This window comes from Frateuria defendens (assembly GCF_001182895.1).
Taxonomy (GTDB): domain Bacteria; phylum Pseudomonadota; class Gammaproteobacteria; order Xanthomonadales; family Rhodanobacteraceae; genus Frateuria_B; species Frateuria_B defendens.
This window is the reverse complement of the sequence record NZ_LFQR01000125.1, coordinates 1-12,818: the sequence shown is the minus strand read 5'-3', so window position 1 is coordinate 12,818 and position 12,818 is coordinate 1. Positions and strand designations below refer to the sequence as shown.

17 protein-coding genes are annotated in these 12,818 nt (G+C 71.0%); 12 read left to right on the top strand and 5 right to left on the bottom strand.

The genetic code is table 11. The annotated features are described in order from the left end of the window. Nucleotides 1-54: 54 nt before the first annotated feature. On the top strand, nt 55-738 hold the full coding sequence (locus ACH65_RS15100) for an RES family NAD+ phosphorylase (protein ID WP_049623445.1): 684 nt from the start codon (nt 55-57) through the stop codon (nt 736-738). Between the two features lie 82 nt (nt 739-820). Here the strand turns inward: ACH65_RS15100 and ACH65_RS15095 are convergent, their stop codons facing one another. Both ACH65_RS15095 and phhA read right to left on the bottom strand, forming a co-directional pair. After that, nucleotides 821-1,432, bottom strand: a complete 612-nt coding sequence (locus ACH65_RS15095; protein ID WP_049623444.1) for an OmpW/AlkL family protein — start codon at nt 1,430-1,432, stop codon at nt 821-823. Nucleotides 1,433-1,627: 195 nt separating this feature from the next. Next, nucleotides 1,628-2,515 carry a phenylalanine 4-monooxygenase gene (gene phhA / locus ACH65_RS15090; protein WP_049623443.1) on the bottom strand — a complete coding sequence of 296 codons (888 nt, stop codon included), beginning with the start codon at nt 2,513-2,515 and terminating at the stop codon, nt 1,628-1,630. A 143-nt stretch (nt 2,516-2,658) separates the two neighbouring features. Here phhA and ACH65_RS15085 point away from each other — a divergent pair, with 143 nt between their 5' ends. Then, a complete protein-coding gene (locus tag ACH65_RS15085) occupies nt 2,659-3,156 on the top strand; it encodes an Lrp/AsnC family transcriptional regulator (RefSeq protein ID WP_237561539.1) in 498 nt (165 codons plus the stop codon). A 3-nt stretch (nt 3,157-3,159) separates the two neighbouring features. Here ACH65_RS15085 and ACH65_RS15080 read toward each other — a convergent pair whose 3' ends face one another. Beyond that, nucleotides 3,160-4,443, bottom strand: coding sequence for an MFS transporter (locus ACH65_RS15080; RefSeq protein ID WP_049623441.1), 1,284 nt, complete (start codon nt 4,441-4,443; stop codon nt 3,160-3,162). Between the two features lie 71 nt (nt 4,444-4,514). Here ACH65_RS15080 and ACH65_RS15075 point away from each other — a divergent pair, with 71 nt between their 5' ends. From ACH65_RS15075 to ACH65_RS15065, 3 genes are all read left to right on the top strand, one after another. Next, nucleotides 4,515-5,168, top strand: a complete 654-nt coding sequence (locus ACH65_RS15075) for a TetR/AcrR family transcriptional regulator (protein ID WP_049623440.1) — start codon at nt 4,515-4,517, stop codon at nt 5,166-5,168. A gap of 316 nt (nt 5,169-5,484) precedes the next feature. After that, on the top strand, nt 5,485-6,285 hold the full coding sequence (locus ACH65_RS15070; RefSeq protein WP_049623439.1) for a lysophospholipid acyltransferase family protein: 801 nt from the start codon (nt 5,485-5,487) through the stop codon (nt 6,283-6,285). Further along, nucleotides 6,282-7,331 carry a YheT family hydrolase gene (locus tag ACH65_RS15065; protein WP_049623438.1) on the top strand — a complete coding sequence of 350 codons (1,050 nt, stop codon included), beginning with the start codon at nt 6,282-6,284 and terminating at the stop codon, nt 7,329-7,331. The genes ACH65_RS15070 and ACH65_RS15065 overlap by 4 nt, the downstream gene beginning before the upstream one ends. On the opposite strand, the gene ACH65_RS15060 is transcribed toward ACH65_RS15065, so the two are convergent. Beyond that, on the bottom strand, nt 7,328-7,540 hold the full coding sequence (locus tag ACH65_RS15060; protein WP_049623437.1) for a DUF3820 family protein: 213 nt from the start codon (nt 7,538-7,540) through the stop codon (nt 7,328-7,330). The two genes, ACH65_RS15065 and ACH65_RS15060, sit on opposite strands and share 4 nt — an antisense overlap. A gap of 221 nt (nt 7,541-7,761) precedes the next feature. On the opposite strand from ACH65_RS15060, the gene ACH65_RS15055 reads away from it, so the two are divergent. The 7 genes from ACH65_RS15055 to ACH65_RS15025 all read left to right on the top strand — a co-directional run bounded on the left by ACH65_RS15055 (nt 7,762) and on the right by ACH65_RS15025 (nt 12,291). Then, nucleotides 7,762-8,853, top strand: a complete 1,092-nt coding sequence (locus tag ACH65_RS15055; protein WP_049623436.1) for a PQQ-dependent sugar dehydrogenase — start codon at nt 7,762-7,764, stop codon at nt 8,851-8,853. Nucleotides 8,854-8,928: 75 nt separating this feature from the next. Next, nucleotides 8,929-9,552, top strand: a complete 624-nt coding sequence (locus tag ACH65_RS15050; protein ID WP_049623435.1) for a YbhB/YbcL family Raf kinase inhibitor-like protein — start codon at nt 8,929-8,931, stop codon at nt 9,550-9,552. Between the two features lie 123 nt (nt 9,553-9,675). Then, nucleotides 9,676-9,831, top strand: a complete 156-nt coding sequence (locus tag ACH65_RS18615; RefSeq protein WP_049623434.1) for a DUF1328 domain-containing protein — start codon at nt 9,676-9,678, stop codon at nt 9,829-9,831. A 168-nt stretch (nt 9,832-9,999) separates the two neighbouring features. Further along, nucleotides 10,000-10,386: an ElaB/YgaM/YqjD family protein gene (locus tag ACH65_RS15040; RefSeq protein WP_049623433.1), complete on the top strand. Its 387-nt coding sequence runs from the start codon at nt 10,000-10,002 to the stop codon at nt 10,384-10,386. A 14-nt stretch (nt 10,387-10,400) separates the two neighbouring features. Beyond that, entirely contained in the window at nt 10,401-10,850 is a 450-nt protein-coding gene (locus tag ACH65_RS15035) for a hypothetical protein (RefSeq protein ID WP_049623432.1), read from the top strand. Next, on the top strand, nt 10,847-11,131 hold the full coding sequence (locus tag ACH65_RS15030) for a hypothetical protein (RefSeq protein ID WP_049623431.1): 285 nt from the start codon (nt 10,847-10,849) through the stop codon (nt 11,129-11,131). The genes ACH65_RS15035 and ACH65_RS15030 overlap by 4 nt, the downstream gene beginning before the upstream one ends. Then, a complete protein-coding gene (locus ACH65_RS15025; protein WP_082190350.1) occupies nt 11,128-12,291 on the top strand; it encodes an AI-2E family transporter in 1,164 nt (387 codons plus the stop codon). Before ACH65_RS15030 ends, ACH65_RS15025 begins: the two co-directional genes overlap by 4 nt. 16 nt (nt 12,292-12,307) lie before the next feature. Here ACH65_RS15025 and ACH65_RS15020 read toward each other — a convergent pair. Then, nucleotides 12,308-12,818 (bottom strand): SDR family NAD(P)-dependent oxidoreductase (locus ACH65_RS15020; RefSeq protein WP_049623430.1); only part of this gene is annotated, 511 nt, incomplete at its 5' end.

The following is a 12,818-nucleotide window of genomic DNA, read 5'->3' as shown; positions in this document are numbered from 1 at the left end:
GCAGGCGCTTCGTCGCCCGGCACCTCCGCCTTTCGAGCCGCCACCTAGGACGCCATGACCGCCCTGCCGCCCTGCAAACGCATCCGCTGGACCCAGGCCTACCGCATCGTGCCCAGCCGCTTTCCGCCGGTGGGGGTGTTCGACCGCATCGCCGATCCGGCCGACCTCGATGCCGTGTTCGCCCTGGAGGCGCTGACCAACCCGCGCCTGCGCGAGGAGGCCGGTGCGCTCGCGCTGGTGCCGAAGGGCCGGCGCCTCAGCGGCCCCGGCTCGACGCCGGTGATGGCGGCGTTCACCCACCTCAACCCGGAAGGCAGCCGCTTCTCCGACGGCAGCTGGGGCGTGTTCTACGCGGCGCACAGCGTGGCCACGGCGGTGGAGGAAACGGTGTACCACCGCGAGCGCTTCCTCGCCGCCACCGCCGAGCCGCCGTGCGACATCGAGATGCGCTGCTACCGCACGGCGGTCGATGCGCGCCTGCACGACATCCGCGGCGGCTGGCCGACGGCGCACGATCCGGTGGACTACGGCGCCGGCGTGGCGCTGGCGCGGCGTTTGCGCGAAGCGGGTTCCAACGGCCTTGTCTACGACAGCGTGCGCCATCGCGGCGGCGAATGCCTGGCGGCCTTCTATCCCGACGTGGTGGCGCCCTGCGTGCAGGCGCAGCACCTGATCTACCGCTGGGACGGTGCGCGCATCGCGCAGGTGCTGGCGGTGGAGGAATGGAAACGCGGCTGAGCTCCATGCCCAGCCGCGCCGGTGCGTTCCCTCGCGTGGTGCTTCCAGAGAGCCTGAACAGGCTCTTTGCTCCTTCGCGCAATCAGAAGCGGTAGCCGACGCTCAGGCCGTACACCCACGGATCGACCTTGGCCTTGCCGACCTTGGCGCCGTTGACGCGCACGTCGCCCTCGATGTCGATGTAGCGCACGTCGGCGGTGATCAGCCACTTGGGCGAGAGCTTGAAGTCCACGCCGGCGTGGGCGGCGGCGCCCCAGCTGTTGTCCACCTTCACCCGCGCGCCCTCGAGCAGGCCGCGGCCCTTGGTGTCGTAGAAGTAGGTGTAGTTGAGGCCCACGCCCACGAACGGTGAGACCTCGGCATTGGGCAGGAAGTGGTAGTTGATGCCGAGGGTCGGCGGCAGCTGCTTGGTGGTGGCGGCCTTCTGGCCGGCCAGCTTCACCTCGTGCTTGAACGGCAGCGCGCCCAGCACGTCCACGCCCCAGTTCGGGGTGATGAGGTATTCGAGGCTGATCGACGGCTTCACGTCGCTGTCGATGCGGCTCTTCATGCCGGCCAGGCGGCCGTTGTCGGACTTCGGATCGACCACGTGCGCACCGAAGCGCAGCACCCAGTTGTCGTCCGCGTGCGCGCTGGCGGATACGGCGCCCGCGGCGAGACCGACGGCGACGAGCAGGGGCAGGAGCGGTTTCATTAGGTTGTTGTCCTTCTCTCGATTGAGGGGTGGCCGCATTCTCGGCAGCGCATCGGGCGGGACGTTGACCTGAGTCATGTCGGGCCGCGGGCGGGCGCGTTCTGCGACGTCCTGCCACAGGCGCGAAGCGCCGCCCTGAAACGCGCACGGCCCGCGCGTGGCGGGCCGTGCAGCGAAGCGGCGAGGTCGCTGCGATCAGGTGTCGGCGTTGGCGGCGAAGCCCTCGCGCGTGCCGTGCTGGAACACGCGCTCGTCCGCCAGCACGTCGGCGGCGGCGTGGGGCGGCCGGGTCTTCAGGCGCGCGTAGATCGGCGTGAAGTCGGGCCGGGTGGCCTCGAACAGTTGCTCGAAGCTGTCGATCACGAAATAGGTCTGCTGGTAGCTGTCGATGCGGTAGCGCGTGTTCATCACGCGCTCGAGGTCGAAGCCGATGCGGTTGGGCGCGGCGGAGTCGAGGCAGTAGATCGACTCGCCCTTGGAGCTCAGGATGCCGGCGCCGTAGATGCGCAGGCCCGCGCCGGTGGCGATCAGGCCGAACTCCACCGTGTACCAGTACAGGCGGGTGAGGTTCATCAGCGCCTGCGGGCCGATCGCGAAGGCCTTCATGCCGCCGCGCCCGTAGGCCTGCATGTAGTCGGCGAACACCGGATTGAGCAGCAGCGGCACGTGGCCGAACAGGTCGTGGAACAGGTCCGGCTCGGCGAGGTAGTCGAGCTGCTCGGGCTTCCTGATCCACCAGCTCACCGGGAAGCGGCGGTGCGCGAGGTGGTCGAAGAACACCTCGTCCGGCAGCAGCCCTTCCACCGCCACCAGCTCCCAGCCGGTGGCCCGGCCGAGCACGCGGTTCAGATCCTCGAACTTCGGGATGCCCGCCTCGCCCAGGCCGAAGTGCGCGACGCCGTCGAGGAATTCGCGGCAGGCCCGCTGCGGCAGCAACTCGCGCTGGCGTTCGAACAGGGTGCGCCACACCGCGTGGTCGGTGGGCGAGTAGCTGGCCCACGGCTGCTCCACCACGCCGGTGGCGTACACCGGCACGTAGCCGCGATCGGTCTGCTGGTGTTCGACGCGACGGGGCGTCTGCATGGGCTTTCTCCGGACCATCGTGCCGCCGGCGGCGGCATGGCTACAGCTTAGGGAGAAGCGTGCGCACGAAGCTTGCCTTGTTGTCCTTGCCACGGCATCGGGCGCAATATCTTTGCTCGAAGCTGGCTTATCGTGGATCGATCATGCAAACGGGGATGTTGGACCGCAACATACTGGATCGTACCGACCTGCGCATGCTGGCCGTGTTGCAGACCGAGGGGCGCATCACCAACGCCGAGCTGGCCGAGCGGGTGAACCTCTCGCCCTCCGCCTGCCTGCGGCGCCTGCAGCGGCTGGAGGCGGACGGCGTGATCGCCGGCTACGCCGCCCTGCTCGAACCGCACGCGCTGGGGCTGGGCCTGCAGGCCTTCGTGCGGGTGCAGCTGGCCAAGCACGAGAGCGAGGCGATCGAGCGCTTCGTGGAGCACGTCAACGGCTGGGAGGAAGTGGTGGCCTGCTACGCGCTCACCGGCGACATGGACTACCTGCTGCACGTCTACGTGGCGGACCTCGAAGGCTTCTCCCGCTTCCTGCTCGACCGCCTGCTCAACGCGGCGGGCGTGGACGACGTCAACTCCAGCTTCGTGCTGCGCACGGTGAAGCGCTCCACCGCGCTGCCGCTCCGCCAGGTGGAGCGCTGAGGCTCAGGCCGCGCCTTCGGCCAGCACCGGCGCGCCCTTGCCGGCCTGGCCGATGCGCAGGGCCAGGAAGGCGGCCACCACGCCGGTGGCGCCGGCGATCACGAACGGGGCGAGGTAGCTGCCCAGCTGCACGCGCATCGCGCCGGCCAGGAACGCCGCGGCGGCGGCGCCGATCTGGTGGCCGGCCACGACCCAGCCGAACACCAGCGGGCCGTCGCGGTCGCCGAAGGCTTCGTTGGTGAGGCGCAGGGTGGGCGGCACGGTGGCGATCCAGTCCAGCCCGTAGAAGATGCCGAACAGCGACAGGCTGTACAGCGAGAAATCCGAATAGGGCAGGTAGATCAGCGAGAGTCCGCGCAGCCCGTAGTACACGAACAGCAGCTTGCGCGGGTCGTAGCGGTCGGTGAGCCAGCCCGAGGCGGTAGTGCCGACCAGGTCGAACAGGCCCATCAGCGCCAGCAGGCCCGCCGCGCGCACCTCGGGCAGCCCGTGGTCGCCGCACAGCGCGATGAAGTGCGTGCCGATCAGTCCGTTGGTGGTGAAGCCGCAGACGAAGAAGGTGGCGAACAGGTACCAGAACGCGCCCCGCCGGCTGGCCCGGCGCAGCGTGCCCAGGGTCAGCGCTAGCAGGTTGGCGCTGGGCGCGCCGGTGTCCAGCACCTCGCCGGCGGGCGCGCCGTAGCGGGTGAGGCCGATGTCGGCCGGGCGCTCGGGCAGCAGCCACCAGGCCAGCGGGATCAGCACCGCGCAGCAGGCGGCGATGGTCAGCACCACCGCGCGCCAGCCGAAGGCCTCGGCCAGCGCCGCCAGCCCCGGCAGGAAGATCAGCGTGCCGGTGGCGGTGCTGGCGGTGAGCAGGCCCATCATCAGCCCTCGGTGCGTGCTGAACCAGCGCCCCACCACGGTGGCGCCCAGCACCACCGCCACGCAGCCGGTGCCCACGCCGGAGAGCACGCCCCAGGTGGCGAGGAGGTGCCAGGGCCGGCTCATGCCGGCGCTGGCCGCGGCCGCGGCGGCCATCAGCGCCAGCGCGCCGAGCAGGGTGCGGCGGATGCCGAAGCGCTGCATCAGCGCAGCGGCGAACGGGCCGATCAGGCCGTACAGCAGGATGCCCACCGCGGCGGCCAGCGAGATGCTGTCGCGGCTCCAGCCGAAGGCGCGGCCCAGCGGCAGCATCAGCACGCCCGGCGTGGCGCGCATGCCGGCCGAGACCAGCAGGGCGAGAAAGATCACCGCCACCACGACGAAGGCGTAGTTTTGGCCGAAGGGACGGTGGCGTATAGTCATGTTACCGATCGGTACGGGCTGGATCGTGCAGGGTACGTACCGATCGGTAACACTGTCAACGGCCCCCACGCATGCCCACCAAGACTGTCCGCACCGCCAAGCCCGCTGCTTCCGCCGCCTCCGAGCCCACCGCGCCGGTTGCCGCCACCGCCCCGCGCCGGGCCGCCGAGCGCATCCGCCAGACCGCGGGCGAGTTGTTCTACCGCGAAGGCATCCGCGCCGTCGGGGTGGAGGAGATCGTGCACAGCGCGGGCGTCACCAAGCCCAGCCTGTACCGCAGCTTCCCCTCCAAGGACGAGCTGGCGGCGGCCTATCTGCGCGACTTCGACGCCGGCTTCTGGCGCCGCTTCGAGGCGCCGGCGGCCGAGCATCCGGGCGACCCGCGCGGCCACCTGCTGGCCTACATGGAAGCCCTGGCCCGGCGCGCCGGCCGCGACGGCTACCGCGGCTGCGGCCTGACCAACGCCACCATCGAATACCCCGACCGCAACCATCCCGCGCACCAGGTCGCCGCGGCGAACAAGCGCGCGCTGCGCGAGCGCCTGACCGCGCTGTGCACGGCGATGGGCGCGGCCGACCCCGCCGAACTGGCCGACGGCCTGCTGCTGCTGCTGGAGGGCAGCTACGCCTCCAGCCAGACCTTTGGCACCGGCGGCCCGGTGCGGGCGCTGGTGGCGACCGCGACGCGGCTGATCGACGCCAGCCTGGCCGCCAAGCCGGGGTGACGAAACCCTCCGCCGGCGCCGGCTGGCCCGGGGGACGAAAGGGCTTACCGGCTCCGCTCAGGGCCCGACGCAGCGATGGCATGTCGAAGTCCGGCCGCCGTTTTCCTCATCCGCCGCCGCCGTTCCGCTTTGTCATGGGGTGGCGAGCGTCGCGGCGAGGCGCGGCCGCGCGGGCCGTCAGGCGAGGCGTCGCTGCCGGAAAATTTTGCGCGGCGACGCGGCGGCGGCACCGCGGCATGGCCGCCGCGGCCACCCATGTGGCAGCGCAATACGGACTGCCGGATCGGCGCCGAGTAACGCTAAACTAACCGGACCGATGAGCATCGAATCCGTCTCCGCTCCGGCACGGGACCTGTGGCGTCCCGTGCGTTACCTCTGGCGCATACCGCTGCTGCTGCTGCATGTGGCGCTGGGCGTGCTGCTGTGCGCTGGCATCCTCAGCTGGAACAAGCACCGCGTGATGGTGGACGGTCGCGAGCCGTTCGCGCACCGCATGATCCGCTGGTGGTCGCGGGTGCTGCTGCGCCTGTTCGGCCTGCGCTCGGTGCGTTACGGGAAGCCGCTGGCCGACCCGGTGCTGTTCGTCGCCAACCACACCTCGTGGGTGGACATCGAGCTGGTACACAGCCAGCGCGCCGCCTGCTTCGTGGCCAAGGCCGAGATCGAGCGCTGGCCGCTGGTCGGCTGGCTGGCCGCCAGCGGCGGCACCATTTTCCACCGGCGCGGCAGCAACCATTCGCTGAGCGCGGTGATGCAGACCATGGTGGAGCGCCTGAAGGGCGGCCGCTCGGTGGCGGTGTTCCCCGAGGGCGGCACCGGGCACGAGGGCGTGCTCAAGGTGTTCCATGCGCGCATCTTCCAGGCCGCGCTGGATGCCGGGGTGCCGGTGCAGCCGGTGGCGCTGCGCTTCACCCGCGGGGGCCGCCGCAACGTCGACGCCGGCTTCCGCGCCCACGAGAGCTTCATGGCGAACTTCCTGCGCCTGCTCGGCGAGGCGCCGATGGATGCGGAAGTGCACTTCCTGGAACCGGTGCCGCTCTCGCCCGACGCGCGCCGGCGCATGGCGGACCTCGCCCGCGCCCGCATCGCTGCCGCCCTCGACGACGTCACCGTATGAGCAGCCTGCCGCGCGGCAGCGACTTCCGCCCGCCCTGGCCGCTGACCAGCGGGCACCTGCAGACCATGCTGTCCTCCAGCGGCGTGCGCCGCCTGCTGCTGCCGCGCGCCGCGCAGCGGGTGAAGGACGGCGCCGAAACGGTGATGGTGGACGGCGGCGACGGCGTGCGCCTGAGCGGCGCCTTCACCGCGCAGGCGGCACGGCCCGAACCGCGCGGGCTGGCGGTGCTGTTCCACGGCTGGGAAGGCAGCGTCGATTCCACCTACGTGCTGCAGACGGGCAGCCGCCTGCTGCGCGACGGCTGGGACATCTTCCGCCTCAACTTCCGCGACCACGGCGACAGCCATCATCTCAACGAGGCGCTGTTCCATTCCTGCCGCATCGACGAGGTGATGCACGCGCTGGCTGACATCGCGCGGCGCTGGCCGCAGCGACCGATGGCGCTGGCGGGCTTCTCGCTGGGCGGCAACTTCGCCCTGCGCGCCGCGCTGCGCGCGCCGGCGGCGGGCATCCCGCTCAGCTACGCGCTGGCGGTGTGCCCGATCATCGACCCCAGCGAAGGGCTGTTCTCGCTGGAGGAACAGGCGCCGTGGTTCTACCAGGCCTACTTCATGCGCAAGTGGCGCCACTCGCTGCTGGCCAAGCAGGCGGCCTTCCCGCAGCGCCAGTATTTCGAGCTGGACGAACTCAAGCAGAACCTGCGCGGCCTCACCGAGGCGCTGGTGCTGCGCCATACCGACTTCGGTTCGCTGGAAGCCTATCTGGACGGCTATTCGGTGGCCGGCGCCGCGCTCGGCCGGATGGCGATCCCGGCCACCATCCTCACCGCGCGCGACGATCCGGTGATCCCGGTCAACGCCTTCGAGCACCTCGAGCTGTCGCCCAACGTGGAGCTGGACATCGCCGAACACGGCGGCCACTGCGGCTTCATCCGCGGCCGCGACATGAGCAGCTTCACCGACGACTACATCGCCGCGCGCTTCAACGCCGTCGCCGACGGCAGCCTGGCCCTCGGCGACAGGGCGGACGCGGTCGTCCCCGGCTAAGGCTTGCGCAGCGGATCGAGCAGCGGCTTCAGGCCGTTGTGGTCCAGCTCCAGCATCAACGCGAGCAGGCGTCCCAGTTCGCCGGGCGGGAAGCCTTTGCGCGCGAACCAGGCGAGGTAGGCGCCGGGCAGGTCGGCGATCAGGCGGCCCTGGTACTTGCCGTAGGGCATGGTCACGGTGACGAGGCGTTGCAGGTCTTCGGCTTGCATGGGTCCGGGCTTGCCAGTGGAGGGGAGGAGCCGACGATCGGCGCGCAGGCGGAATGCTCCGTCGAGCCCCGGACCCTCGCAGGCAGCGATCGCCGCGTGTAGAGAGCGAGGCGCGGCGACGGCGCACCGGCCGGCACGAAAGAACCTGCGACGGCCACGGCACCTGTGGCTCCGGAGCCTAGGGTATTACCCTGTGCGCTCCACCGAACGAGGAGATCGTGATGCGCACGCTGCTGCTCCTGTTGATCGGATGCTTCGCCTTGCCCGCACTCGCCGCGCCGCCGCTGGACCGGCTCACCTTGCCCAAGGGCTTCCACGTCGCGGTGTACGCGGACGGCGTGCCCGACGCGCGCGGGATGACGCTGGGCGCCAAGGGCACCGTGTTCGTGGGTTCGATGGACGCCGGCAAGGTCTATGCGCTCACCGACACCGACGGCGACGGCCGCGTGGACAAGGTGCGCACCGTCGCCAGCGGCCTCGATCTACCGGTGGGCGTGGCCTTCCGCGACGGCGATCTCTACGTGTCCTCGGTGCGCCGCATCGTGGTGCTGCGCGACATCGAGAACCATCTGGACGCGCCGCCCAAGCCGGAGGTGATCACCGACCAGCTGCCGTACAAGTCGGGCGACCACAGCTGGAAGTTCATCGCCTTCGGCCCCGACGGCAAGCTCTACGTGCCCGTCGGCGCGCCGTGCAACCTCTGCGACGTGGGCAAGGCCTTCGGCAAGCTGATGCGCATGAATGCCAACGGCAGCGGCCTGGAGGACGTGGCCTACGGCATCCGCAACACGGTGGGCTTCACTTGGCGGCCGGGCTCCAACGAACTGTGGTTCACCGACAACGGCCGCGACCTCCTGGGCGACGACGTGCCCAGCGACGAACTCAATCTCGTGCGTCGCGTGGGCGAGCACTTCGGCTATCCCTACTGCCACCAGGGCGACGTGGCCGATCCGCAGTTCGGCGCGGGCCACCCGTGCAGCCAGTTCTCGCCGCCGGTGTTCAAGCTCGGCGCGCACGTGGCGGCGCTGGGGCTGCGCTTCTACGAGGGCAGCCAGTTCCCGGCCGCCTACAAGGGCGCGCTGATCATCGCCGAGCACGGCTCGTGGAACCGCACCCAGAAATCCGGCTACCGGGTGATGGTGGCGCGCCTGCAAGGCGACAGGGTGGTTGGCTACCAGCCGCTGCTCGACGGCTTCGAGCAGGACGAGAAGGTCTGGGGCCGCCCGGCCGACGTGCAACCGCTGCCCGACGGCAGCGTGCTGGTGAGCGACGACATGGTGGGCGCGGTCTACCGCGTCAGCTATCGGCCGTAGACGACTCCATCGACGACAGATAGCTCGTCATGACGCAAGCAAGATTCAAGGCAGTATTTTTTTCCAGGAGTTTCCATGCAACTACGCAGCGACAGCTTCAACGACGACCAGCCGATTCCCGAGGCGTTCGCCTTCGGCAAGCCGGGCGAACCGATGGCCTTGTCGGACAACCTGAGCCCGCACCTGGCGTGGAGCGGCGCGCCGGCCGGCACGCGCTCGTTCGTGCTCACCTGCATCGACACCGACGTACCCAGCCGCGGCGACGACGTGAACCAGGCAGGCCGCACCGTGCCGGCCGATTTGCCGCGGGGGGAGTTCGTGCACTGGCTGCTGGCGAACATCCCGCCCGAGTACGCGGAGCTCGCCGAGGGCGCGTGCAGTGAGGGCATCGTCGCGCGCGGCAAGCGCGAGCCGTTCGGGCCGCCAGGCAGCGTGCAGGGGCGCAACGACTACACCGGCTGGTTCGCCGGCGATGCCGAGATGGGCGGCGACTACCTCGGCTACGACGGCCCGTGTCCGCCGTGGAACGATGCGCTGGTGCACCACTACCGCTTCCGCATCCACGCGCTGGACGTGCCGCGGCTGGATCTTGCCGCCGGCTTCACGCTCGACGCGCTGCGCGCGGCGATGGCCGGCCACGTGCTGGACGAGGCGGAACTGGTGGGCACCTACACGCTCAACCGCGCCTTGCGCGACTGAGCGCGTCGCGGCCGCGTGAGGCGAGGTATCTCTTCACATGCAGATGGCGCCCCGCTGTGGATGATGGCCCGCGCATGATCCCCGGCCCCCGCCGGCGGACGACAAGCGAAGGAGAACGCTGCCATGCTGCATTACGCCATCGTCTTCCTGATCATTGCGATCATCGCCGCCGTGCTCGGTTTCGGCGGCATCGCGGGCACGGCGGCCTGGATCGCGAAAGTGTTGTTCGTGATCTTCCTGATCCTCGCGATCGTCGCCTTCTTCCGCCGCGCCGGCTGAACTTGAGTCGTGCACGGACGTACACTCCCCTTTCCCCAGGTCCTGCGCGCAGACAGTTTTTCCGGCGCAGACTGCGGATAGGGTGAACAGGCTCTAGGCCGCCGCGCCGCGGCCTTGCGTGACGGGCATGCACCTGGAGGCGCATGCCCACTTACTGGAGAGTAGAGAATGAACAAGCCCGTGCAGCCGACTCCGTCCGAAACCACCGAGAACGCCGAAGCCCTCGCCGCCGACGGCATCGACCGCAAGGCCGAGCGCGTCAAGCAGGCCACCTCCGAGGCGGTCAGGCATACCAAGGAGGCGGTCGACCGCGCCGCCGACCGCGTCGAGGACGGGCTGCATCGCGCCACCGACCGCGCCGCCGGCGCCGCGCACCGCGTCAGCGACAAGGCGGCCGACGTGTCCGACCGCGGCCAGGAACTCTACGAGGAAGCCCGCGAGCGCGCCGAGGACTGGCTCGACCAGGCGCGCGACTACGTGCGCCGCAAGCCGGTGCAGTCGGTGGCCATCGCCCTCGGCGCCGGCTGGCTGCTCGGCCGCCTGCTGCGTCGCTGAGCGCGGGGACGCGCATGGACGAATCGGGGCCGTCGCCCGAATCCGCCGCGCCGCCGCCCGATGCGCCCAGTGGCCTGCTGGCCGAATTGAGCCAGCTGGGCCACGCGGTCAAGCGCCTGTTCGGCGCCCAGCTGGAACTGCTCGCCGCCGAACTGGGGCTGGCGCGCAGCGCGGTGTCGTGGATCCTGCTGGCCGCGCTGGCGGCCACCGTGGCCGGCGTGGCGCTGGGCCTCACCCTGCTCGGGCTGGCCGGCGTGCTGCTGGCGCAGTGGTTCGGCTCGTGGGGCTGGGCGCTGGCCGTGCTGGCGGCGGTGGAGGTGCTGTGCCTGCTCGGCGCGATCGTGCTGTTCCGCCGCTGCATGCACTGGATGAGCCTGCCCGCCACGCGCGGCGAGTGGAGTGCGATGATGCGCGACACGCGGGCCCGCGCACAGGCCCAGGTCGAGACCGAGAACGAGGCATGAGCATGCGGCGGGAACTGGCACGGGTACGCAAGGCGCAGGCGCGCATGCGGGCGGCGCGCACGGAGCTGGCGCAACCGGCGGCGGCCTTGCTGGCGCGCGGCCATGCGCACCCGCTGGCCACGCTGGGTGCGGCCGCCGGCGCCGGCTTCGTGCTGGGCCGGCTGGACGTGTCGCCGCTGCGCATCCCGGCCCTGGGCTCGCTGCTCAGCGGCGGGCTCGCCGAGGCGGTCGCCTACGGCACGCGGCTGATCGCCGAACTGGGCGCCGGCGAGCCGTCATGAACGCGGACGAATCCACCCCGGCCGTGCCGGCGCGCGCCGACGCGGTGATGGCCGTCGCCCCGGCGAGGCGCCCCGCGCGGCGCCTGCCGTTCTCCCTGCCGCTGCCGTTGCGCCAGAGCGCGCGCTCGCACCTGCGCGGCATCCACCTCGCGCTCAACGTGCTGCTGGCGATGGCGCTGCTATATACCGTCACGGTGGTGCGCGCGCTGCTGATCCCGCTGGTGCTGGCGGCCTTCATCGGCGTGGCGCTCAACCCCATCGTGGCCGGCGCCGCGCGCCGCCGCGTGCCGCGCTGGCTGAGCGCCAGCGTGCTGATGATCGCGCTGATCGCGGGCATCGGCGGGGGCGCGGGCATGCTGGCGCAGCCGGCGCTCGGCTGGTTCCACGACGCGCCGGCGGCGATCAAGAACTTCGTGCCCAAGCTCAAGAGCCTGACCCGCCCGCTGGAGGCGGCCAACCGCGCCACCCAGACCCTGGTCGGCGGGCCGACCGTGCGCACCCAGCCGCCGCGGCCGGCGGCGGTGGCGATCACCGTGTGGGACGTGGTGGCCAATGCACCCAAGGTGCTGGCGGCGATCCTCACCGTGGTGCTGCTGGTGTTCTTCTTCCTGATCTACGGCGAACTGCTCCTGCGGCGGCTGGTGGAGATCACGCCGGGCTTCGCCTACAAGCGCCACGCGGTGGTGATCGTGCGCGGCATCCAGACCGAGGTGTCGCGCTACCTGCTCACCACCGTGTTGATCAACGCCACGCTGGGCCTGGTCACCGCCGGCATGCTGTGGCTGTACAAGATGCCCGACCCGCTGCTGTGGGGCGCGGTGGCGATGCTGGCCAATTTCATTCCCTACGTGGGCTCGATCACCACTACGGTGGTGCTGGCGCTGGTCGGCCTGATCAACTTCGGCAACCTCGCCGAGGCGTTGTTGCCGGCATTGACCTTCGCCGGCATCACCGCGGTGGAGGGCAATTTCATCACGCCGCTGATCCAGGGCCGGCGCATGCGGCTGTCGCCGGTGGCGATCCTGCTCTGGCTGCTGCTGTGGGGCTGGCTGTGGGGCATTCCCGGCGCGCTGCTGGCGGTGCCGATGCTGACCAGCTTCAAGCTGATCGCCGAGCGCGTGCGCGGCTGGGCGTGGTTCGCGCACATGGTGCAGCGCTAGCCCGCGCGGCCGCGCTTCACCAGGCGACGCGCTGGCGGTCGCGCAAGAACAGGCCGCCGGGCGCGCCCTCGGGCAGGCAGGCGGCCCACACGATGCCGGCGGCGCTTTCCGCCACCGGCCGGCCGCCGGGGCCGCCCATGTCGGTGGCGGTCCAGCCCGGGCACACCGCGTTGACCACGATGCCGGTGCCGGCCAGCTCCGCCGCCAGCGCGCGGGTGCAGGCGTTGAGCGCGGCCTTGGAGACGCGGTAGGAGGGCGAGGCGCCGCCCGTGGCGCCGCCGGCGCCGCAGCCGCTGGAGACGTTGACGATGCGGCCGTAGCCGTGCCGGCGCATCAGCGGCAGCAGGGCGTCGGTGAGCTGCCAGGCGCCGAGCAGGTTGGTGTCCAGCGCGGCGCGCACGGTGGCGAAGTCCACGGCGGACGGGCGCTCGGCGAGGTCGTAGTAGGCGCCGGCGTTGTTGATCAGGACGTCCAGACGTCCATACCGCTCTTCGATCAATCCGGGCAGCGCGGCGATGTCGGCGGGC